Origin of the sequence: Rhodococcus sovatensis, assembly GCF_037327425.1 — a bacterium.
GTDB classification, from domain to species: domain Bacteria; phylum Actinomycetota; class Actinomycetes; order Mycobacteriales; family Mycobacteriaceae; genus Rhodococcoides; species Rhodococcoides sovatense.
In genome coordinates this window covers 4,873,397-4,893,284 of sequence record NZ_CP147846.1, presented here as the reverse complement: position 1 = coordinate 4,893,284, position 19,888 = coordinate 4,873,397, and the positions used below count along the sequence as shown (strand labels likewise).

The 19,888-nt window shown below is 62.1% G+C and carries 20 protein-coding genes; 8 read left to right on the top strand and 12 right to left on the bottom strand.

From position 1 onward, the window contains the following. Positions 1–8: 8 nt before the first annotated feature. On the bottom strand, positions 9–791 hold the full coding sequence (locus WDS16_RS22755) for an LLM class flavin-dependent oxidoreductase (RefSeq protein ID WP_338887931.1): 783 nt from the start codon (positions 789–791) through the stop codon (positions 9–11). Positions 792–886: 95 nt separating this feature from the next. On the opposite strand from WDS16_RS22755, the gene WDS16_RS22750 reads away from it, so the two are divergent. From WDS16_RS22750 to WDS16_RS22740, 3 genes are all read left to right on the top strand, one after another. Beyond that, positions 887–1,615, top strand: a complete 729-nt coding sequence (locus WDS16_RS22750) for a hypothetical protein (protein ID WP_338887930.1) — start codon at positions 887–889, stop codon at positions 1,613–1,615. Between the two features lie 81 nt (positions 1,616–1,696). Beyond that, a complete protein-coding gene (locus tag WDS16_RS22745; RefSeq protein WP_338887928.1) occupies positions 1,697–2,260 on the top strand; it encodes a hypothetical protein in 564 nt (187 codons plus the stop codon). A gap of 31 nt (positions 2,261–2,291) precedes the next feature. Then, entirely contained in the window at positions 2,292–2,870 is a 579-nt protein-coding gene (locus WDS16_RS22740) for a nucleotidyltransferase family protein (protein WP_338887927.1), read from the top strand. Here the strand turns inward: WDS16_RS22740 and WDS16_RS22735 are convergent. The 3 genes from WDS16_RS22735 to WDS16_RS22725 are packed head-to-tail and all read right to left on the bottom strand — an operon-like array spanning position 2,861 to position 5,690. After that, the gene (locus WDS16_RS22735) at positions 2,861–3,382 is read right to left on the bottom strand and encodes a hypothetical protein (protein ID WP_338887925.1); all 522 of its coding nucleotides are present in this window, start codon (positions 3,380–3,382) and stop codon (positions 2,861–2,863) included. The genes WDS16_RS22740 and WDS16_RS22735 overlap by 10 nt on opposite strands. Beyond that, positions 3,379–5,229, bottom strand: coding sequence for a DEAD/DEAH box helicase (locus WDS16_RS22730; protein ID WP_338887923.1), 1,851 nt, complete (start codon positions 5,227–5,229; stop codon positions 3,379–3,381). The genes WDS16_RS22735 and WDS16_RS22730 overlap by 4 nt, the downstream gene beginning before the upstream one ends. Next, entirely contained in the window at positions 5,226–5,690 is a 465-nt protein-coding gene (locus WDS16_RS22725) for a MarR family winged helix-turn-helix transcriptional regulator (protein WP_338887921.1), read from the bottom strand. Before WDS16_RS22725 ends, WDS16_RS22730 begins: the two co-directional genes overlap by 4 nt. 292 nt (positions 5,691–5,982) lie before the next feature. On the opposite strand from WDS16_RS22725, the gene WDS16_RS22720 reads away from it, so the two are divergent. After that, entirely contained in the window at positions 5,983–6,972 is a 990-nt protein-coding gene (locus WDS16_RS22720; protein ID WP_338887919.1) for an ATP-binding protein, read from the top strand. A 12-nt stretch (positions 6,973–6,984) separates the two neighbouring features. Here WDS16_RS22720 and WDS16_RS22715 read toward each other — a convergent pair whose 3' ends face one another. Both WDS16_RS22715 and WDS16_RS22710 read right to left on the bottom strand, forming a co-directional pair. Continuing rightward, complete coding sequence (locus tag WDS16_RS22715) at positions 6,985–7,545, bottom strand: glyoxalase superfamily protein (protein ID WP_338887917.1); 561 nt, start codon at positions 7,543–7,545, stop codon at positions 6,985–6,987. Positions 7,546–7,926: 381 nt separating this feature from the next. After that, a complete protein-coding gene (locus WDS16_RS22710; protein ID WP_338887915.1) occupies positions 7,927–8,502 on the bottom strand; it encodes a TetR/AcrR family transcriptional regulator in 576 nt (191 codons plus the stop codon). Positions 8,503–8,578: 76 nt separating this feature from the next. Here WDS16_RS22710 and WDS16_RS22705 point away from each other — a divergent pair, with 76 nt between their 5' ends. Beyond that, positions 8,579–9,190, top strand: coding sequence for an NAD(P)H-dependent oxidoreductase (locus WDS16_RS22705; RefSeq protein WP_338887913.1), 612 nt, complete (start codon positions 8,579–8,581; stop codon positions 9,188–9,190). Between the two features lie 17 nt (positions 9,191–9,207). On the opposite strand, the gene dnaB is transcribed toward WDS16_RS22705, so the two are convergent. The 6 genes from dnaB to rpsF form a co-directional block, all read right to left on the bottom strand. Beyond that, positions 9,208–11,754 carry a replicative DNA helicase gene (dnaB, locus tag WDS16_RS22700; protein WP_422395703.1) on the bottom strand — a complete coding sequence of 849 codons (2,547 nt, stop codon included), beginning with the start codon at positions 11,752–11,754 and terminating at the stop codon, positions 9,208–9,210. Positions 11,755–12,837: 1,083 nt separating this feature from the next. Further along, on the bottom strand, positions 12,838–15,096 hold the full coding sequence (locus WDS16_RS22695) for a bifunctional SulP family inorganic anion transporter/carbonic anhydrase (protein ID WP_338887911.1): 2,259 nt from the start codon (positions 15,094–15,096) through the stop codon (positions 12,838–12,840). Positions 15,097–15,325: 229 nt separating this feature from the next. Continuing rightward, positions 15,326–15,781 carry a 50S ribosomal protein L9 gene (gene rplI, locus WDS16_RS22690; protein WP_338887910.1) on the bottom strand — a complete coding sequence of 152 codons (456 nt, stop codon included), beginning with the start codon at positions 15,779–15,781 and terminating at the stop codon, positions 15,326–15,328. Positions 15,782–15,796: 15 nt separating this feature from the next. Beyond that, on the bottom strand, positions 15,797–16,039 hold the full coding sequence (rpsR, locus tag WDS16_RS22685; RefSeq protein ID WP_019665161.1) for a 30S ribosomal protein S18: 243 nt from the start codon (positions 16,037–16,039) through the stop codon (positions 15,797–15,799). Positions 16,040–16,082: 43 nt separating this feature from the next. After that, positions 16,083–16,631 carry a single-stranded DNA-binding protein gene (locus tag WDS16_RS22680; protein ID WP_068372751.1) on the bottom strand — a complete coding sequence of 183 codons (549 nt, stop codon included), beginning with the start codon at positions 16,629–16,631 and terminating at the stop codon, positions 16,083–16,085. Positions 16,632–16,689: 58 nt separating this feature from the next. Then, on the bottom strand, positions 16,690–16,977 hold the full coding sequence (gene rpsF / locus WDS16_RS22675; protein ID WP_075839311.1) for a 30S ribosomal protein S6: 288 nt from the start codon (positions 16,975–16,977) through the stop codon (positions 16,690–16,692). Between the two features lie 162 nt (positions 16,978–17,139). Here rpsF and WDS16_RS22670 point away from each other — a divergent pair, with 162 nt between their 5' ends. The 3 genes from WDS16_RS22670 (at position 17,140) to WDS16_RS22660 (ending at position 19,860) form a co-directional block, all read left to right on the top strand. Next, positions 17,140–18,552 (top strand): hypothetical protein, encoded by a 1,413-nt coding sequence (locus WDS16_RS22670; RefSeq protein WP_338887903.1) that lies wholly within the window; start codon positions 17,140–17,142, stop codon positions 18,550–18,552. An 83-nt stretch (positions 18,553–18,635) separates the two neighbouring features. Continuing rightward, positions 18,636–19,343: a response regulator transcription factor gene (locus WDS16_RS22665; RefSeq protein ID WP_338887901.1), complete on the top strand. Its 708-nt coding sequence runs from the start codon at positions 18,636–18,638 to the stop codon at positions 19,341–19,343. A gap of 139 nt (positions 19,344–19,482) precedes the next feature. Continuing rightward, positions 19,483–19,860 carry a helix-turn-helix transcriptional regulator gene (locus tag WDS16_RS22660; RefSeq protein WP_338887899.1) on the top strand — a complete coding sequence of 126 codons (378 nt, stop codon included), beginning with the start codon at positions 19,483–19,485 and terminating at the stop codon, positions 19,858–19,860. The last annotated feature ends 28 nt before the right edge of the window (positions 19,861–19,888 follow it).

The window sequence follows — 19,888 nt, the reverse complement described above, 5'->3', positions numbered from 1 at the left end:
TACCCGGCTCATCGGGCCTGTGGAATACCGAACAAGGGTTGCAGTTCCACCGCACGCGCGAAGATTTCGGAGAGATCGAGTCGATCTGCAGCCGGTTCCAACACGATGGTCGAAGCACCGGCATCGATCCAGCGCCGCACGTTGTCCACCGTCGAGTCCGAATCGGTTGTGCATGAGAGGTACACGACAAGATCGTGATCGGGTCCGCCCGCGATCTTGTCGAGCGCATTCCTTGTCTGCTCGGGATTTGTCTCACTCGTGAGGATCGTGCCTGCGCTCATCTCACCGCTGAGCGCCAAGGTCTTGGGACCGGTTGCGCCCACCAGTATCGGTGGCTGGATCGACGGTGGCCAATCGAGTCGCACGTTGTCCAGCGACACGTAGCGGCCTTGGACGGTCACCGTCTCCCCGGCCAGCAGACTCGTCAACGCCGCCATCTGCTCACGCATCAAGGTCAGCGGCGAGTTCACGCGGGCGCCGACCTGCCCCATCCACGACTGCACGCCGTGCCCGAGTCCGACGCGGAGGCGGCCGGGGTGCAACCGCGCCAGTGTGGCGACCTCCATCGCGGTCGCGGCAACATTCCGCAGCGGAGTCGGTAACACACCGATTCCGACGTTCACCCGGTCGGTGGACGCGAGAACGGTTGCTGCGGTGGCGATACCGCCGGAGAAGAAGCAGTCCTCCCACAACCACACCTCGTCCACTCCAGCACTGTCCGCCGCGCGTGCTGCCTCGACGACCGACTCCGGGGGTAGTTCGGGACGAAGCACTACACCGAATCGCGTCATTGCCTGCATTTCCTTCCACCGGGAGTCATCCGCGAAGTCTACGCAACCCGAAAAGGCATGGACACGAGAGAATCCTCGAGGAAAGCTGACCAACTATGCCTCAGCCCTCCGGCAAGTCACTGATACTCCCCGTCGACCCAGTAGCCCCCGACACCCGTGGGCCGCTCGATCTGTATCTCCCGAGCACGGCAGGTCCGGCGCCGTGCGTTCTGCTTGTACACGGCCTCTATCCGGAGCAGCCGGAAGTCACACCGAGGTTTTCGAATTTCTACCGAGAGTATGCAAGCCATCTCGCACATCGAGGACTCGTCGCCGCAATTGTCGATCACGATCTGACCCGGGGTTTCTTCTATCAAGAAGCTCTGGCGACCGTCAGGGATGCGGTCGACCTACTGCGGGCGGCTCCGGAGACCGATGAGGACACGGTCGGCATGTGGTTCTTCTCTGGCGGCGGTCCACTGTCGTATCCGTTCCTCATCGATCCGGCACCCTGGCTACGCGCCGTCGAACTGACGTATCCCGTTCTGCCGGGCGCCGACACGCCGGCCTGGCCGCCACCGGAAGATGCCATCGCCGGGATCAGCGCCGTACCGACGCTGTTGACGCTGGTCGAGAACGAGATCCCGGACTACATCGCCGGCCAGCGATCATTCGTCGCCCAAGCGTCGAATGCCGGAGTGCCGTTGGATGTTCGGACGGTGGCCGGCGTCGGTCATGGGTTCGATGCGACGACGGACGTGCCTCACGCTCGCGCAGCAGTAACCGAGGGATTGGATTGGATGGCAGCCGCGCTGAAGAGCCCACGCTCATTCGGACGTATGTAATCCGATCAGGGGATACCCGCAGACGCGGACCGATGCAAGCATTGCATCGACCGACGACACCTCGCCTGTGTGGAGCAAAAAATGTTGAGTACTAACCTGATCCGAAACTCCCTCGCCGTCACGGCAGCGATTGCGACCATCACACTTCTCGCACCCGGTGCGGCCATGGCACAGCCGACCACGGGTAGCGCGGACGGCATCATCAGCGGTGGCAGCGGCGTCCTCGACAGTGGCAGCAGCTTGCTCGACGGCGACATCGCCGACGGCGCCGCCGGCATCGTCGACAGCGGAAGCTCGATCCTCAACAGCCTGCCCGGCACAGGGTCCTTCGCGCCTCGCCAGCTCTGCAACCAGGACACGGTCGCCGGCGGGCCAGGAGTGACGCAGACCAATCACGACCTGGGACGGCCCGGCCCGAACTCGTTCGTCCTACGCTACGAGACCTACAACATCCCGGACATCATCGACGTGTTCTACCAGGGCGGTCTGATCTACAGCACCGGTTACATCGGGGACAACATCAACGAGGGCACGGGATCCGTCGTCGTCAATGTCCCTCCCGGCACCGACACCTCCGTACTCGTCAAGGTCACCGGCCCCGGAGGGACCGATTGGGACTACACCGTGGGTTGCCCCATCGCCTGACCCTGTCGGTGCAGTGTGCCAGGATTCGCACATGGGACGGGATGAGTTTCTGGCCGCACTCGACACCAACCCGGTGGTCGGCGCCATTCTCGAGCGGGCACATCAGCTGGAGGTGCCCAATTGGTACCTCACAGCCGGCGGGTTGTTCCAGACTGTCTGGAACAACCTTGCCGGTTACGACCCACAGAACGGCATCCGCGACTACGACTACTTCTATTTCGACGATTCGGACATCTCCTACGAGGCCGAGGATCGCATCATCGGACGTGCTGCAGCACTGTTCGCCGATCTAGGTGTCGACGTAGAGGTGCGAAATCAAGCTCGGGTCCACCTCTGGTACGAGGACCATTTCGGTGCACCGCTGAACCCGTATCGCAGTACGGAGGACGCCATCGACCATTTCGTTTCCACGACCTGCTGCTTCGGCGTTCGGTCAGAGGCCGACAGCAGCCGGACCGTATATGCGCCACACGGCTACGACGACCTGTTCGCAGGTGTTATTCGACCGAATCCGTTGCTGCCCATGCGCGCTGTCTACGAATCGAAAGCGGCTCGGTGGACGTCGATATGGCCCGAGCTGACGGTCGAGCCGTGGCGCGACTACCCGTAGAAATTCGCGGGGTCGATGTGCTCGATGAGTATCCGGGTTGGGTCTCGGTCGGGTCGGCCACGCACTCCACGCAGTTCGAATGCCAACAACGGTTGCTCGTCGACGCGTCGGGCAATCTCGAAGAACACCGCCAGAATGTGGACGCAGGGTGTGGCGCGCTGGGTGCAGTCGCAGATCGAGGTCATCTCTTCGAGCATGACAAGGCCTCCTCGAACGCACTCGGCGTGAACGGAATCCGGTAGATCTCCGGCCGGTACAGCGGCCAAGACATCCTCGGCACGCTTGATGTCCGGTTCAGCCCAGGTCGCGCACGACAGCGTCACCACGTGCGTGCGCTTGCCCGACACCGCCGCAGTAATCGACCCTGCGGCGATCACGACCTCTACGACCTGATCGTTGCGCGCAAGGGTGCGAGCACGGGGAAGTGCCGGATTGGGCCGCGTGATCGAGATCGGTTGCGCGAGGCGGATCCAGTCTCTGCCCCACGCGGTCACCCCGAAACCGTCGCTCATCGATTACCTCCGATGTCGAGGAGCTCACGGAGTTGACTGTCCGACAACTTCGCCAGATCGCCGCCGATGCCGAGAGTCTTGGTACTCGTAGCAATATCGGCGAGATTGCTTTTGTGTGAGTGCATGTCGTCGATAGATTGCTCGAGCGTGTGTTCAGTGAGCAGTGTATGTACGGTGACGGTGCGAGACTGCCCGATTCGGTGGGCACGATCGCTCGCCTGATTCTCCACGGCAGGGTTCCACCATCGATCGTAGTGAACGACGTGCGAAGCCCGGGTGAGGTTGAGTCCGAATCCCGCTGCGCGAAGACTGAGAATCAGAATCGGCGGGCCGACTCCCGACTGGAATGCGTCGACCATGGAGTCTCGTGCATCGGTCGACAACCCTCCGTGCAGGAATGGCACTGTGCAGCCCGTGATCTCGTCGGCGAGATGTTCTGCCAGCATGGCGCCGGTCTGCCGATACTGCGTGAAGACCAGTGCTGCCTGCTGATCATCGGTGATCTCTGCCAGCATTTCGGTGAGACGATCGAGCTTGCCGGATCGGCCGCCGAGCGCTTCCCCGCTCTTTTCTACCAATTCGGGGTGATTGCAAATCTGTTTGAGCCGGGTGAGCAACGTCAATACGCGTCCACGGCGTCCTATTCCGGTTCCGAATCCATCCCGCAGCGAACTGTCCAGTTGCACGCGGTAGAGGCGCTCCTGCTCACGAGTGAGCGAGCAGATCACCGAGTTCTCCACCTTCGGAGGCAGTTCCGGGGCGACGTCCGCCTTTCGACGCCGAAGAATATGTGGCCCGACGAGTTCGCGCAGTCGCCCCGCCGCAGCCTCGGATCGTTTCTGCTCGATGGCCGTGACGAACCTTGCCCGGAACCGGCTGCGGGTACCGAGGACGCTCGGGACGGCAAAGGCCATCAACGACCACAACTCGTCGAGCCTGTTCTCCACCGGGGTCCCGGTCATCGCTATTCGCAACTGTGCGGTCAACCGTCTGGCGACCCGCGATTGCCCCGTCTCGGAATTCTTGATCTGCTGGGCCTCGTCGAGAACAACTGTGTCCCAGTCTGTTCGGGTGAGGATTTCAGCATCGTTTCGCAGCGTCGGGTAGCTGGTAACGACGACTGCCCCGGGAGCCGTACCCGCCAGATCCGGAGCACGTCCAGTTCCGTGATGAACGATCACCTCCAGGTCGGGTGCAAACTTTTCCATTTCTCGTATCCAGTTGCTCACCAACGACGTCGGGCACACCACCAGGTGTGGTGCACCAGCACGAAGAGTAAAGAGGGCAATCGCTTGCACCGTCTTTCCGAGCCCCATCTCGTCGGCGAGAATTCCGCCCCCGCGCACCGATGCGGCGTCCATCCATGCAACACCCGCGCGTTGGTAGGGCCGAAGTTCGGCGCGCAGTGCGGCACGGGACTCGGATCGTCGACGTAGCGCGGCGTCGACGGTCGAGGCTGCTGACCAGATGGACGTCTCGTCGAGTCCGACAGCGGCATGTCCTGCCGTCGGCAGTTCCGCGCTGAGTGTCGCCGCGTCCTCGCCACGCTCGGCCGCTGCCGAGATTCGAGACCAGACCCGAATCGACTCGCCGACACATTCGTCCGATTCCCACCGCGCAAGCGAGGACAGCGCCTCGTCGGGATCGACGAGCGCCACCGGTACCGACGTCGTATTCATCGATCTGCGGGTGTCATCGGGAAGCGCCATCAGCAGTGATGCGCTCTCACCGACAGGCAGACCGAGTGTCAGCGCGTCACGGGCGGGGCTCTCGGTACCCCACCAGGCAAACTTCCCCAATTCGATCGAGAAGCACGCGTGAAGAACTCCGGGAAGGCTTGGCGTCATTGTGCCTCAATGGATCTGAGTCTGGTCAGCTCGGCTGACGTGCTGGCAGTGGAACGGCGTAGGAATTTCCGGATCGTGTCGAGTTCGGTCGTTGTGAAGTCCGACAAGTCTCGTCGGGTGGCACTGGTGAGTTCGACGTAGTACTCGCCCACTCTCTGTAGGCCTTGCGATGTGGCGGCGATCAAGACCCGTCGACGGTCCTGTTCATCGCGAACTCTCTCCACAAGCCCGGCCTGTTCCATACGGTCGATCATGCGGGTGGACGACCCCGACGTCAGACCGACCCGCTCGCCCAGTACCTTCGCGGTTGCTGGGCCGTGTCGATCGAGCGTATGCAGTGCGTCCAGGTCTCGAACCGAGACTCCCACACGATCGGCGACGAGTGCGTTCAACTGTGCGACGAAGTGCCCCCATTCCGGTAGCAACTCGACGACGCCGTCCGCGGCTCGGACTCTGGCCATCAACGCACTCCTCTCGTCGTTCGGAGTTGCCGAGGGTAGACCATATCGTTGTGCTATGCAATTACTGCGCGACGCAGCTAAATCGAGGGTGCTTTTTCACGCATGTCACAGCGTCTTCTGCACCGATTTACTTACCTGCCGACGCGCCATATAACTCTTCCTATGGAGAACCCCTACACACCCCGACACGGGAGCGCCGCCGCGGCAGCTGGGCGGGCGCGAGGGCTTCCGAACGGCTTTCACCTCGCTTCTCGCGGGTCTCGAGCGCGGGCTCGCACAGCAATCTCACATCGTGACAGGTCTGCGCGGAACCGGGAAAACCGCGCTGCTGCGCGACCACGGGTTCAGACGCCAGCTGTCGTTCGAGTATCGAAGCGCGCTGCTCGCCGTATCCCCGCGAGGGCGGTGGAAGCCAGAGGCGACGTCGGCGTCGGGGGTGCTCGGATCGTTCGCCTCGGTCCTGGGAACCGACAATCCACTCACCGCGGAAAGGCAGGAATCTACGAAGGGGAGCGCCGATACCGGTCACCTTTCCGCAGACGTGACTGCGATACTTCTCGCAATCGGTGACGCAGCGAGGGCACACTGCACCGGAATCGTCTTCGTCGTCGACGAACTCCAACGCTTCTCGGACGGTCGATTCGGCGCTCTCGTCGACGGATTGCACCGAACCTACCTCCGCGAACTGCCCATCACCCTCGTCGGGGCAGGGCTGCCGAGGTCGGACGCACTGTCTGTGGAGTCCCAGGTCCGGGCACACCGTCTGTTCGAGTTTCATACCCTCGACGCCCTGTCTGACGCCGACACGGGACAACTGTTGCGCTGCAAAGGAAAATGGCACGACGATGCTGCGGAAACCGCATTTCGGATCACCGGCGGCTACCCTGTCCTCGCCCAGGCGCTCGGGTTCGTATTGTGGTCCGATGATCCGTCGGCGACGGTAACCTCCGCTGCGGTCGAGTCGGTTTGCGAGGGGTACGCGAAGTTCGTCGACAGCACGTTCTTTCGCGAACACCTCTCGCGCGCCGGTGCAATGGAGCTCGCATACCTACGCGCGATCGTCGATTCACCGATCGAGGCCGAGACAGCCCGGCTCCTCGAACGCACCACAGCCCAATGCGCCTCCACGCGTGCGGGTTTGGTCGAACGGGGGTTGATCTATCTTCCCGGTGATGGCACGACAGCTTTCACCACTCCGCACTTCGAGGACTTCCTCCGGCGTGCGATGCCGATCCTGACCGCGCCTGCCCACAAGCACAGGCGTCGAAGATACGAACCGTGAATCGCGTCGGAATCAAATGAAATGTTCGTCCGGATAATCAGGTTGGCAAAAACGCAGAATGTTCGACGCCGGATCGATCACAGTCACCGTCGGGCCAGCGGGTGCATCGCGATCGACACCAGGCCGGACGGCGTGGTGACCGGTGTTCTTCAACTCCCGTTGGAACGCTCGCGCATCCCGAACCGGGATCCACACGACTGATCCGGGAGTTCCGTCTCCGTGATGCTCCGAGAGGTCGAGCACAGAACCGGATCGGCGCAGTCGCATGTACAACGGCATGCCGGGTTCGAAACGATGTTCCCATTCGACGTCGTACCCCAGGTAATCGACATAGAACGCACGCGTTGCCGATTCATCGAACGACCGAAGAACCGGAACGTTCCCGCCGAGTTCGGTCCCGTTGCCGCCAGCGGTCTTGCCCAACGTCGCCGCCAGAGTGTTCCAGTCGCGGAAACCCAGCTGTGCTGCAACAACCTCGAGTGATCGGCCGAGCCCGATCTCGATGCCCATCTTGTACAACGACTCTCGCAGACGCCGGGCTGCCCCTTGAACATCGACCTTGTCGAACTGCATGTGCGCTCACCTCGAATACTCGCGACGCTCTACCGGTGTCCGCATTGCGAAGCGCCCGTTTCGAAGGAGGACCGTACGCAGGTTCTGCAATGTGTTCACCCTGCCTCTCGGCGCGGACGGCAGGCCACATCATGCCTCGCCGATCAGAGTACGCAGTTTTCTCGACCTCTGGCTAGTCGAGACCGCGTTCGACACGGCTACGACGACCTTCACGGCACGCAAGAGCCCGTCAGGGCAGCGAACTCGTGGGGTGTCGGTTCGATCTGGCGAGTACGAAGATCAATCCCGGGTAGGTCCGCAAGAGTCCATGGAACGAACGGTAATGCCACCGCACGGGGTGCGATTCGCGACCACGCCCAGGCCAGGAGGACGACGCACAGGTCACGACCTGCCTACCGTCGCCACGATTACGGCGGCCAATTCCTCCCGCGCTTGATCCGGGGTGAGGGTACCCGCCGCAGCCGCGTGTGAAAGCGCCTCTGCAGCACCGAATACCGCGGTGATCGACGGCACCGAAACACCGGCCGACGACGCGAAGGGTGCAAGGATGTCGCGACATCGCTGGCTGTATGCCTGATCGGCCGCGCGCTTGACCTGCTCCAACTCGCGCGAGCCCTCCAATGCGGCGAGCACACCCGTCAATTCGCGCCCCTGCGCCAATGCGCATCCCACGTACGAATTCGCGATGGCCGCCGCCCGTCCATCCAATGACTCTTCTGCAGCGGCCAGGTACTCCGCGAGCATGGCGCTCTGACGGTCGTCGAATTCACGGAACAGCGCAGCCAGGAGTGCATTGCGCGACGCGAAGTGACTGTACACCACAGGTTTTGCGACGCCTGCACGTTCAGCCAACCGGCCGAGGGTCAGTGCATCCGCGCCCTCTGCCCGTACGAGAGCCCACGAAACCTCGACCAATTGGTCGTACCTGTCGGAACGCGACAGTCTTGTTCGAGCCATCGAACACCTCCTTGCGCTATATACCGATAGTAACCTACTGTTCGTACATACCGGTTCCGCTATCCGAAGGGTCACCATGAACAGTCTCGTCGTAGTCTCCCATTCCGATCACAACTCCCTGTCCCACCATGCCGCGAGGGCGATCGCTGACGCGATCAAGGCCGCGGATGGAAGCGTCGAATTCGCCGATCTCGCCGCCGAACATTTCGACCCGAGCTTCTCCCAGGCAGATCTGAGCCTGTTCCGAGGCAACGGATCCGTGCCTGAGGACGTAACTGCAGAGCAGCAGCGGATCGATCGCGCGGACCACCTGATCCTCGTGTTTCCGATGTATTGGTGGTCGGTACCAGCACTGCTCAAGGGGTGGATCGATCGCGTCTTCGTCAACGGGTGGGCATACGAATTCACTCCAGGAAGCGAGTTCGTGAAGAAGCTGAACCGGCTGACCGTTCACCTCGTGGTCGTCGCAGGCGACGACGCCGACAGCTTCGCGCGTCACCGCATCAACGAGGCCTTTTCTACCCAGATCGAGAAGGGCATCATCGAATACTGCGGAGCCACCGTTGGTTCGACCACATTCGTCCACGAGTCGGACACGAAGGAGCGCGACGTGCTCGCGGAAGAGGTGCGCGTCCTCGCAGAGGGTATTGCGGCGCAGGTGTCGAGCCGCACAACCGTCGATGCCTAGGACGCTTTGCTGATCCGTCAGCCCCTTGCCATGTCCACGAACCTCGACAGGTGGAGCTGGTGGGCCACCGTAATCGTTGCCGTCGGGCCGTTACGGTGCTTGCCGAGGATGAGATCGGCCTCGCCGCCGCGTGGGTCGTCACGCTCGATGGCGTCGGGACGATGGAGCAGGATCACCATGTCGGCGTCCTGCTCCAACGATCCCGACTCACGGAGGTCGGAGACCATCGGCTTCTTGTCGGTTCTCTGCTCAGGGCCACGGTTGAGCTGACACACCGCAACCACCGGGCATTCGAGTTCCTTGGCCAGGAGCTTGAGCTGACGGGAGAAGTCCGACACCTCCTGCTGACGAGATTCGACCTTCTTGCCCGAAGACATCAGCTGAAGGTAGTCCACCACAATAAGTTTCAGCCCATTGCGCTGCTTCAGGCGTCGAGCCTTCGCACGGATCTCCATCATCGTCAGGTTGGGGGAGTCGTCGACGAACAGCGGAGCCTCACTGATCTCGCTCATTCGGCGAGCAAGCCTGGTCCAGTCGTCGTCGGTCATCTTTCCCGAACGCATGTCACCGAGTTTGATCTTCGCTTCTGCCGAAAGCAGACGCATCACGATCTCCGTGCGACTCATTTCCAGGGAGAAAATAACGCTGGGCATACCGTGCTTGATAGAGCACGAACGCATGAAATCCATGGACAGGGTTGAATTGTGTGTAGGGATCATCGACTCGCTGGCGAGGTAGAGATGCTCGGCGTTATCGACCTCGACGCACCGCACGGGCACCGACTCGACTTGGCGAACATCCACGATAAAACGTGAGCCCGACCGGACTGTCGAGCCAGCAGCCCTCCGTTCCTTGTGCAACATCTGCTTTCGGTGCAGTCCGAACACCACGTCATCTGTCGCAAACGTCAGTGTGTAGGCCGTCGACGATTCCTCGGTGCGTCCCTTGACACGTTTAGTCGATAGCTGTACTCGATAGCCAAGACTGGCGACAAGTTCGCGCACGTCGCCGATCAACCGTTTACTGGTGACACTGAACTGGGCCGACCCGCCACCAGTAACGGTTCCATCGGTATCGAGCAGACCCGCGAGAAGTGCACGCCGTTGGGATTCTGAACTACGCAAATAGTTGGCCGGAATATGCTTGTTGCCGAGCACTCCGATTGTGCGCAAACGGGCTTGGACTGTACCAATCGTCCTTCTGCAAGTTAGGCAACGATGCAAGCCTGTGGTCGGGGCGCCACACTCGACGCAAACCGGGGGCGCAACCGGTTCCGACATGAACCGTGCCTTGCCGCCGCACGATTGACCGCACGTACGGACGTTGAGGGGGTAGGGCACAAATTCCTTGCCGCACACGATGCACGACTTCGCATCCACGGACTCGAGCGGAAGCTGGATGACGTACCGCAGAGCACTGGTGGACGATGCCGTTACTCGAAGGCCTTCACCTTCGATGCGCGTAATGATCTCCGGATCAGCGCTCGTGATCTGTGCGCATGCCGATGATCCGTCACCGAGCCACGCCCCCAGGGTGTATGGCGGTACAAGTAGTTCCCGCTCCGGCAGTTGAATCGGTTGTGCATTGACAACCGAGTGGTTGAGGCGAGAGTCCTTTGTATTGCAGCGGACAGTGTCTGCGATCTCTTCGGTTGTGCGGACCTCCGCGAAGGTCTTCTGGTTTCTGGTGCGGTTGTATCCCACCGCGGCCGCCTGAGCCGACTTCCTCGACGCACGGGTATCGGTCAACCACTGATGTTCCGCATCGGCGACGATGACTGTCCCGTCGGAGAACTCGACCTCATAACACGGACGATCGAGCATGACATCAGTCGCAGCCACGACACGAGTCGGCTTACCGTGCGCATCGATGAGATGGTCTCCTACGGCGACCTCACCCATTGTCGTCCAACCGCTAGGGGTAGGGAGGGGAGTGTCGAGGGCCAACGCCTTTCCAACGCCAGGCCTCGCCGCAACGATAATCATCTGACCTGGGTGAAGACCGTTGGTGATCTCGTCGAGTTCGACGAATCCTGTTGGCACGCCGAGAGAAATCCCGCCACGACTGGCGATGGAGTCGATCTCGTCCATCGTCGGTTGCAGCAGTTCTTCGAGAGGAAGGAAGTCCTCCGAGGTGCGGCGCTCGGTGACCTCGTATACCTCCGCCTGCGCGCGGTCGACCACCTCGGCGACATCTTGACCGTCAGAGCCGGCGTAACCGAACTGCACGATGCGAGTGCCCGCCTGGACGAGTCTGCGCAGGATCGACTTCTCCGCCACGATCTCCGCGTAGTAACCGGCATTCGCCGCCGTCGGCACCGTCTGAGTGAGGGTGATCAAATACGGAGGACCGCCGACCCGCTTGAGATCACCGCGACGGTCGAGTTCGGCGGACACCGTGACGGGGTCCGCGGGCTCACCGCGGCTGTAGAGATCCAGAATTGCGTCGTACACGCTCTGATGTGCCGGGCGGTAGAAGTCGCCCGGCCGCAAGACCTCGAGGACGTCTGCGATGGCGTCCTTGCTCAGCAGCATGCCGCCCAGAACTGATTGCTCTGCTGCCATGTCCTGAGGAGGTTGACGACCGAAGTCTTCACCTGGTGCCTCACTGGGAGGCGGTGCGGAGGAATAGTCCGACTGTCCTCGATCGTCCACAACTGCCACGCGAACTCGACCGCCCTTTCCCGTCGTAAACCGCAGCCGCCCACCACTCGGCTACGGACTGAAACTAGTTGTACCCCTCGCCTACGACACCCCCGAGACCAAGAGTGTCACCGCCGCCGTGGACACCCGATCGGGCCGCGAAGACACGCTGGAGGGACGTTAGGTGGTCTGGTCTCCAGTCACAACACGGCCTGTGCATGAACCTGTGGAGCAATTGTGGATAGTGCAGAACAACTGTGTTGACCATCTGGGGATAACCTGGGTATAACTTTCCCGGACAGAGGCCTTTTCCCAGCGTAGAGGGTGTACATGAACTTTCTGCCTTGTGTATGAATTTTTGCGCGGCGTGTCGCGCGAGTTGACAACTCGGGCGTGTTGAGTAAATGGCAAGTGAACAATCGAGTGAACTGCGTCACAGTGTCTGGGAACACTCACAAAAGCGGGCATCGAGTTTGCTCCGGCCCGTTCTGCCGTGTTCAAACCTAGAATCGTGCCCGCAATTATCGGGGCTGGACATCCCCAGGCGCCCCGAAATGCCGTCGCGCGGCCGGCCCCCACCCGCACCGAATGTCTCATTCGGTCACCACCACGGCTCGGCGCGCACCTTCCAGCCCACGCTCAAGTTGCAACCTGCGCCCCGGCTGCAACCTGCGCGGCCAGCCCGGAACCGAACCGAATGACTCATTCGGTCACCACCACGGCTCGGCGCGCACCTTCCAGCCCACGCTCAAGTTGCAACCTGCGCCCCGGCTGCAACCTGCGCGGCCAGCCCGGAATTGCACCGAATGTCTCATTCGGTCACCACCACGGCTCGGCGCGCACCTTCCAGCCCACGCTCAAGTTGCAACCTGCGCCCCGGCTGCAACCTGCGCGGCCAGCCCCCAACTGCACCGAATGACTCATTCGGTCACTAACACGGCCGAACGCGCACCTTCCAGCCCACGCCCGCCCCGCACGCCCACGACAAACCGAGGCGAAGGGACGCTAGACCGTCTCGACCTCGGCTGTGTCGAGGACCGTGATCTCCTTGGTGCTGATCTGGAGGACGCGAGCGGATGGGATGTCGAAGAACAACCCGGTGACTCGGAGTTTGCCGTCGGCTGCTGCGCGTCCGACGACTCGGTGCCGGGTCAGCGTCTGTAGTTGAACGGCGACGTTCACCATCGCCAACTGTTCTCTTTCGGCGAATCCGAGCTCGGCGGCCGCTCGACCCACCGGATGGCCGCTACGCAGCGCGTCCAGGCTCGCCAATCCGTGCTCGAGCCACTCGGCGACCCGTTCGTCGCCCACTGTGTCCGGCCCAGCCAGAATTGTCCGCATCGCACCACAACCCGAGTGTCCGCACACCACAACGGAACTGGTGCCCAGAACGTCGACACCGTAAGCAAGCGACGCTTCGACCGACGTATCCTGACCCTGCGCCGGAACCATGTTGCCCATGTTGCGCACGGTGAAAAGGTCACCGGGGCCACTGCTGGTGATCGTGTTCGGCATGACGCGCGAATCGACGCAGCAGAGGAAGAACGTGTCCGGGTCCTGAAACTCCTTCATTCCCTGCAGATGTGGCTTGATCGCGTCAGCATGGGTCCGGTGATATTCGGCAACGCCGGACAGAACGGGTCGTAGCGCCGGCGGGTTCACATCGACAATGGAGTCGCTCTTGAGCTGCCACGCGGACCACGGCGCCAAGGATCCTCGGACACCGGTCATGCCGCACTTCGGCGGACCCTGCGCCGCCGCGGCGAGAGAGGCTGAACCGTTTTCCTCGATACGGACGTCGCCGCCACCGAGTTCGTGCTGACGCACCCATTCGTGAAGATGTTCGTGCACAGCGTGATCGAGGAAGTCGACGGCCAGCTCCATGTTCACCTTCGCACCACTCGGCACGGAGGACAGGACGTGGGTCAGCCTCGGGAGCGAAAGAAAGCTCAGCGAACCCTCCATGTGGACTCGCCACGTGCCGTCCACAGTTTCGTTCGCATGAACATGCGCCCACACCACTCGACGCAGCACCAGGAATACTGCGAGCGCCAGACCGATCAGCACGCCCTCGAGAAGGTTCAGCACAACCACACCGATGACCGTCACGGAGTAGACAGCGATATCACCGGTCTTGTTCGCAATCTTGATGTCCGCCAACTTGATCAGCTGAACGCCGATCATCACCAGCAACCCAGCGAGAGCCGCGAACGGTACCAACTCCACGATGGAAATGAACAGCACCGAGAAGACCAGGATCCACACACCGTGCAGAATGGCCGATGCCCGAGACTTGGCTCCCGCCTTCACATTACTGGAGCTTCGCACGATGACGCCGGTCACCGGAAGGCCACCAGCGGCACCGGACACCATGTTCGCGGCACCCTGCCCGAGAAGCTCACGGTCGAAGTTGGTCCTCGGACCCGTGTGCATCTTGTCGACCGCCACCGCGGACAACAAACTCTCGACGCTGGCGATCAACGCGATGGTCAACACGCCGGTGGCGATACCAGCCCACTGACCGTCCGGGAGCGCTGGAAGGCTGAGAGCCTTGATCAGATTGCCAGGCAGGTCGATTCGTTCGACGTCGAGATTCAAGACAACTGAGATGGCCGTCGCGGTCACCACAGCGACGAGCGCAGCAGGAATCTTCGACGCCATTCCAGGAAGGCGGGGCCAGAGCAGCATCAACGCGATGACGACGCCACCGACGAGGATCGACGGCCACTGACCGGCGGCGACCGAAGTCGGAATAGCGAGGAGATTTTCCACCGCTGAGCTCTCGGATTCGCCACCGAGCAGCACATGAATCTGTTGCAGCGCAATAGTCACACCGATCCCGGCGAGCATGGCATGGACCACCACCGGCGAGATCGCGAGCGCGTGCCTGGCAATCCTGCTCAGCCCCAACAGAATCTGCACTGCGCCCGCACCGACCGTGATGAGACATGTTACGGCCCAGCCGAATTGATTGACGAGCTCGGCCACCACCACGGTGAGTCCGGCCGCAGGCCCACTGACCTGCAGCGGTGAACCTCCCAGCGCTCCGGCAAGGATGCCACCGATGACAGCAGCGATGAGTCCGGCCATCACCGGCGCGCCGGAAGCGACGGCAATGCCGATCGAAAGTGGTACTGCTACAAGGAAAACGACCAGCGATGCTGGTACGTCGTACTTCAGAATCCCCCCGATCCGAGACAAGCTCTCGGAATCCCCTGATGAATCTGGTGAATCTGATGGATCTCTGTCGACTGTCGTTGTCACGGCAGGGTCCTCCGGGCGTCTCGGCGTCTGGTCGGGTGTACAAGTGTCGAGCTACGTGCGTCGCCCCCATTTCAAAGGGTACGCAAACCGAACACCGGACGCCCCCCAAGAGACATCCCTCACAAACAAAATCCGTTGTGGCACTGCCTTTTGTGAAAAGACACGAAAAAAGCCCCCCGAACCAGTGTTCGTGGGGGCTTTTCTCAGCCGTAACGGGCCGGGAGCTGAATCAGCTTCCGACGACCTCCAGCGTGAACTTGGCAGCCACATCGGGATGCAGGTTCACGACGACGCCGTGCTTGCCTGTTGCCTTGATGTGCGCCTTCGGCAGCTCGATGCTGCGCTTGTCGACGACCGGTCCGCCCGATGCCTTGAGGGCACCAGCGACGTCCGCAGCGGTGACCGAACCGAACAGCTTGCCCTTGTCGCCCGCGGTCTTGACCGACAGCGACACGGACTCGAGCCCTTCGATGGCCTGCTTGAGCTCATTGGCGTGCTCGAGGCCGCGGACGGCACGAGCTTCCTGAGCACGGCGGATGCCTTCGACCTGCTTCTGTGCACCGCGGGTGGCCGCAATGGCCAATCCGCGAGGCAGCAGGAAGTTGCGGCCGTATCCGTCCTTGACCTCAACGGTATCGCCAGGCGCACCGAGGTTGTCTACATCAGCGGTGAGGATCAGCTTCATGGTGATCGCCCCTTTCTATCGTGCCGTCGCGGCGTAAGGGAGCAGAGCTACCTCACGCGAGTTCTTCACGGCAACGGCCACGTCACGCTGATGCTGGACGCAGTTGCCGGTGACTCGACGCGCGCGGATCTTCCCGCGGTCGCTGACGTACTTACGCAGCAGCGTCGTGTCCTTGTAATCGATCTGCGTGTTCTTTTCCTTGCAGAAAGAACACGCCTTCTTCTTGAGCACCTTGTCGCGCAATGGCGGTTTGGGCATGGTGTGTCTCCGTTACATCTGGTTGTTCTCGATCGCAATGGATCTAGAACGGAGGCTCGTCGTCCCCGCCACGTGATCCGCCGAAGGAGCCGGACGCCGCGGGTGCACTGCCCCACGGGTCGTCTCCACCGGAATTGGATCCCGAGCCGGAGTTGGAGCGTCCTCCGCCTGATCCGCCTGAGGAACCAGAGCCGCCGCTGAATCCGCCGCCTCCGCCTCCACCACCGCGGTTGGCCTTGTTGACCTTGGCCGTGGCGTAGCGCAGGGAAGGACCGATCTCGTCGACCTCGAGTTCGACGACAGTCCGCTTCTCGCCTTCACGCGTTTCGTACGAACGCTGCCTGAGCCGTCCGGTAACGACGACACGCGCGCCGCGGGTCAAGCTCTCGGCCACGTTCTCCGCAGCCTCGCGCCAGATGTTGCAGCGCATGAAGAGTGCGTCTCCGTCTTTCCATTCGTTGGATTGACGGTCGAACGTGCGCGGTGTGGACGCAACGGTGAAGTTGGCCACGGCCGCGCCGGCCGGGGTGAAGCGAAGTTCTGGATCTGCCGTCAAGTTCCCGACGACGGTGATGACGGTCTCGCCTGCCATGGTTCCTCTTTCAGTAGTAAGTCTTTGTTGATGCCAGCCTAGAGGCGAGCAACGACAATTACTTGCCCTGTCGCAGGACCTTCGTGCGCAGTACGGACTCGTTGAGTCCGAGCTGGCGGTCGAGTTCGCTGACGGTGGCGGGCTCGGCGTTGATGTTCACAACGGCGTAGATGCCCTCGGCGTGCTTGGCGATCTCGTAAGCCAGACGACGCTTACCCCAGACATCGACCTTGTCGACGCTGCCGCCGTCCTTGCGAACGACGTTGAGGAACGTGTCGAGAGACGGAGCGACGGTGCGCTCGTCCAGGTTGGGGTCGAGAATGACCATCAATTCGTAATGACGCATAAGACCTCATCACCTCCTGTGGACTAGTGAAAACGGCCACGGACTATCCGTGGCAGGAGGGTCGTTGCGTCAGCAACCTTTGGAGGGTACACGAGCGGGCCCTGACCTGGGAAATCAGTCGACGGTTCCAACCCGTGCCGCGCGAGAACATAGGCTGGCTGCATGCAATCGGGTGGACAGTGGTCCCGTGGGCTGCGCCCGCGCGGACCCAGAACGTCAACGACCACCACAATCGTCGTTGTCACCCTGTGCGCGTTCACTCTGCTTCTCGGCTATCTGAACAAAGCGAGATGCGCGGTCGCTCCGTTCTTGGAGAACGGTCGAAGCACCGTTTTCGATGCCGTCAAGGACAGTTCGGTCTGCTACTCCGACATCCAGTTCCTGTGGCTGGGCCGAGACATCGACAATCACGTCTTTCCCTATCTCGACGGTGCCATCACCTCCAACGGAGTGCTGACCGGCGGGACCGTGGAGTATCCGGTGCTGAGCGGGGTACTGATGTGGATCGGCGCAATCCCGGCCCACACCGACGCCGAGTTCCTGCTGTACTCGGCACTGCTGCTCGCTCCGTTCGGGCTGCTGACCGCCTGGATGCTCGGCCGTTTGGCAGGCAAGGCCGCATTGCTCTGGTCGGTGGGTCCACCGCTGGTGCTCTACGCGTTCCATAACTGGGAGCTGCCAGTCGTGGCCACCGCCGTCGGCGCCGTCTTCGTCATGACAAGTCGAATGCCGCTGCGCGCCAAGGCAATTGTGGCCGCCGTGTTGCTAGCAATCGGGTTCTGCCTCAAGCTCTACCCCGGTGCGTTCGTCCTGCCGCTCGCGGCGTTCGTCGCATACGGCGGAGCGGCAGGCCGAGTTGCCGGAACCAAGCTCGACATCCGCGGCGGGTTGTCGGTGCTCGGCGCAGCCACCGCCACCGTCGTTGCGATCAACGCGCCATTCGCCATCCTCGGGTACGAGGGCTGGCGAGCGTCATTCGCTTTCCAAACGCTGCGCCAAGCCGACATCACAACCAACTCGATCTGGTACTGGGGACTCCGGCAGCTCTACGTCACCGATGCGACGACGCCGGAGAGTTACGAGCGCGGGGAAGCTGCGTTTCAGGACATGGTCGACATCGCGTCGCCTCTGCTCGTGTTCACCGCCTTCGCTGTGGCTCTGTGGATCGGAGCCCGCCGAGCGAAAGCAGAGCATGTCTACCCGTGGGTCGCGGTAAGTGGGTCGATGCTGTGCGGCTTCCTGCTACTGCACAAGGTCCATTCCCCTCAGTACACCCTCTGGTTGATTCCCTTCTTCGTGCTCCTGAGGGTGCCGTGGGCACTCGTCGTCGCATATCTCGTAGCCGACCTCTCGATGGGAATCGGCGTATTCAAATATTTCGCCGCACTCGCCCAGGGGTCCGACGCCGGCACCGAGTTGTTCTTCGTCGAAGTCGGAGTCTGGGGTCGGGCGTTGCTCCTCGTCGTCGCCTTCTTCGTGTTCGCGAGGGCTGGACTGCGATACGACGACCCGCCCCGCAAGTCAGTCTCCGAACGGCGCGACGCTCGTACGTCACCCGCGTCGACTGCATCGTGAACAGCGACGGCTGCTGTGCGTAACGAACCAACCCTTCCGTTCGACAGAAGATCAGGTAGCCGCAATCGCCGAGGGGGCGGAAGATGACTTTGGGTACGGGGGAATCGACCGAGGTCGAGACCGAAACAACCGAGCAGGTACACCTCCGCAGAATCGGCCTCGTCGAGGATCACGAATCCGTGGCGGTCGGACTGCAGGCAATACTTGCCGACGAAGCCGACCTCGACCTGGTGGCCGTCGCAACTACCGTCGACGAACTTCTGTCGCGGGGTCCACAGCTCGACCTCGTCGTACTCGATCTGCGTCTCGGCGACGGGTCGTCGCCACGCTCCAACGTCGAGAAGCTTCACAGCATCGGCGTGCAGGTACTCGTCTATACGGGAGCCGAAAACCCCTTCCTCGTCCGTTCGGCCGCCCGCGCCGGAGTACTGGGCGTCGTACGGAAATCCGAGCCCGCCGCCGCCATCGTCTCGGCCATTCGACGTGCCGCCGCCGGGGGTCAGGTCGTCACGACCGACTGGGCCGCGGCGATCGACGGTGATCCTCACCTTCCCGATGTCGGTCTCAGTCCACGTCAACGCGAGGTCCTTGCCCTGTACGCGTCGGGAGAGAAGGCCGGACGCGTGGCGCGGCTGGCGGGACTCTCCGAGCAGACAGTCAACGACTACTTGGTTCGAATCAGAAACAAGTACGCCGAAGCTGGACGTCCGGCTCCGACCAAGACCGACCTGTACAAGCGCGCGGTCGAGGATGGATGGCTGCCGATGCCGGAATTGCCACCACGGAGCTGACTCCTCGCCGCTGGAATCGATAGCTACTTGTAGTTTCAATGCCCCTAGTTTTCCGGGCAGACAACCTGGCAGCTTCCTGTGAAGATTGTCTGCACCGGTTTTGCCCAGGCATAACCTCCACAATTCGGGGAGACGACACATGACAGCCAATCTCGACACCTCAGCAGTAGTTTCGACGCGGGTCTCGACGGGCGGTCAGGCCACCGAGCTTCACCGGCGTCGGAGCATCTCGCTCGTTCCCCCGGTCGCTCAGGTCCCGCCGTCACAGGTTCAGGCCCGCCCGACTCGGCTGCAGCCGATGCTGACCAAGCGCGAAATCCAGGTACTCACCGAGTGGATTCGATCCGATTCCAAGGTGGAGGTCGCACAGTTGCTGTTCCTGTCTCTCGGGACGGTCAACACTCACCTGACCCGAATCCGCACCAAGTACGCCGCCGTCGGTAGACCCGCCCCGAGCAAGGCAGCTCTCGTCGCTCGGGCGCTGCAGGACGGGCTCATCGACATCGCGGAGCTCTAGGCCCCTCTCAGCACAGTTCCCGGTAGGC

What these genes read in the sequence shown, in the direction of transcription:
- WDS16_RS22680 (WP_068372751.1), bottom strand. Translation starts at nt 16,631, where the DNA reads ATGGCAGGCGAGACCGTCATCACCGTCGTCGGGAACTTGACGGCAGAT.
- WDS16_RS22665 (WP_338887901.1), top strand. Translation starts at nt 18,636, where the DNA reads ATGACTTTGGGTACGGGGGAATCGACCGAGGTCGAGACCGAAACAACC.
- WDS16_RS22730 (WP_338887923.1), bottom strand. Translation starts at nt 5,229, where the DNA reads ATGACGCCAAGCCTTCCCGGAGTTCTTCACGCGTGCTTCTCGATCGAA.
- WDS16_RS22740 (WP_338887927.1), top strand. Translation starts at nt 2,292, where the DNA reads ATGGGACGGGATGAGTTTCTGGCCGCACTCGACACCAACCCGGTGGTC.
- WDS16_RS22660 (WP_338887899.1), top strand. Translation starts at nt 19,483, where the DNA reads ATGACAGCCAATCTCGACACCTCAGCAGTAGTTTCGACGCGGGTCTCG.
- rpsR (WP_019665161.1), bottom strand. Translation starts at nt 16,039, where the DNA reads ATGCCCAAACCGCCATTGCGCGACAAGGTGCTCAAGAAGAAGGCGTGT.
- WDS16_RS22725 (WP_338887921.1), bottom strand. Translation starts at nt 5,690, where the DNA reads ATGGCCAGAGTCCGAGCCGCGGACGGCGTCGTCGAGTTGCTACCGGAA.
- WDS16_RS22705 (WP_338887913.1), top strand. Translation starts at nt 8,579, where the DNA reads ATGAACAGTCTCGTCGTAGTCTCCCATTCCGATCACAACTCCCTGTCC.
- dnaB (WP_422395703.1), bottom strand. Translation starts at nt 11,754, where the DNA reads ATGGCAGCAGAGCAATCAGTTCTGGGCGGCATGCTGCTGAGCAAGGAC.
- WDS16_RS22755 (WP_338887931.1), bottom strand. Translation starts at nt 791, where the DNA reads ATGACGCGATTCGGTGTAGTGCTTCGTCCCGAACTACCCCCGGAGTCG.
- WDS16_RS22745 (WP_338887928.1), top strand. Translation starts at nt 1,697, where the DNA reads ATGTTGAGTACTAACCTGATCCGAAACTCCCTCGCCGTCACGGCAGCG.
- WDS16_RS22735 (WP_338887925.1), bottom strand. Translation starts at nt 3,382, where the DNA reads ATGAGCGACGGTTTCGGGGTGACCGCGTGGGGCAGAGACTGGATCCGC.
- rplI (WP_338887910.1), bottom strand. Translation starts at nt 15,781, where the DNA reads ATGAAGCTGATCCTCACCGCTGATGTAGACAACCTCGGTGCGCCTGGC.
- WDS16_RS22750 (WP_338887930.1), top strand. Translation starts at nt 887, where the DNA reads ATGCCTCAGCCCTCCGGCAAGTCACTGATACTCCCCGTCGACCCAGTA.
- rpsF (WP_075839311.1), bottom strand. Translation starts at nt 16,977, where the DNA reads ATGCGTCATTACGAATTGATGGTCATTCTCGACCCCAACCTGGACGAG.
- WDS16_RS22670 (WP_338887903.1), top strand. Translation starts at nt 17,140, where the DNA reads ATGCAATCGGGTGGACAGTGGTCCCGTGGGCTGCGCCCGCGCGGACCC.
- WDS16_RS22710 (WP_338887915.1), bottom strand. Translation starts at nt 8,502, where the DNA reads ATGGCTCGAACAAGACTGTCGCGTTCCGACAGGTACGACCAATTGGTC.
- WDS16_RS22715 (WP_338887917.1), bottom strand. Translation starts at nt 7,545, where the DNA reads ATGCAGTTCGACAAGGTCGATGTTCAAGGGGCAGCCCGGCGTCTGCGA.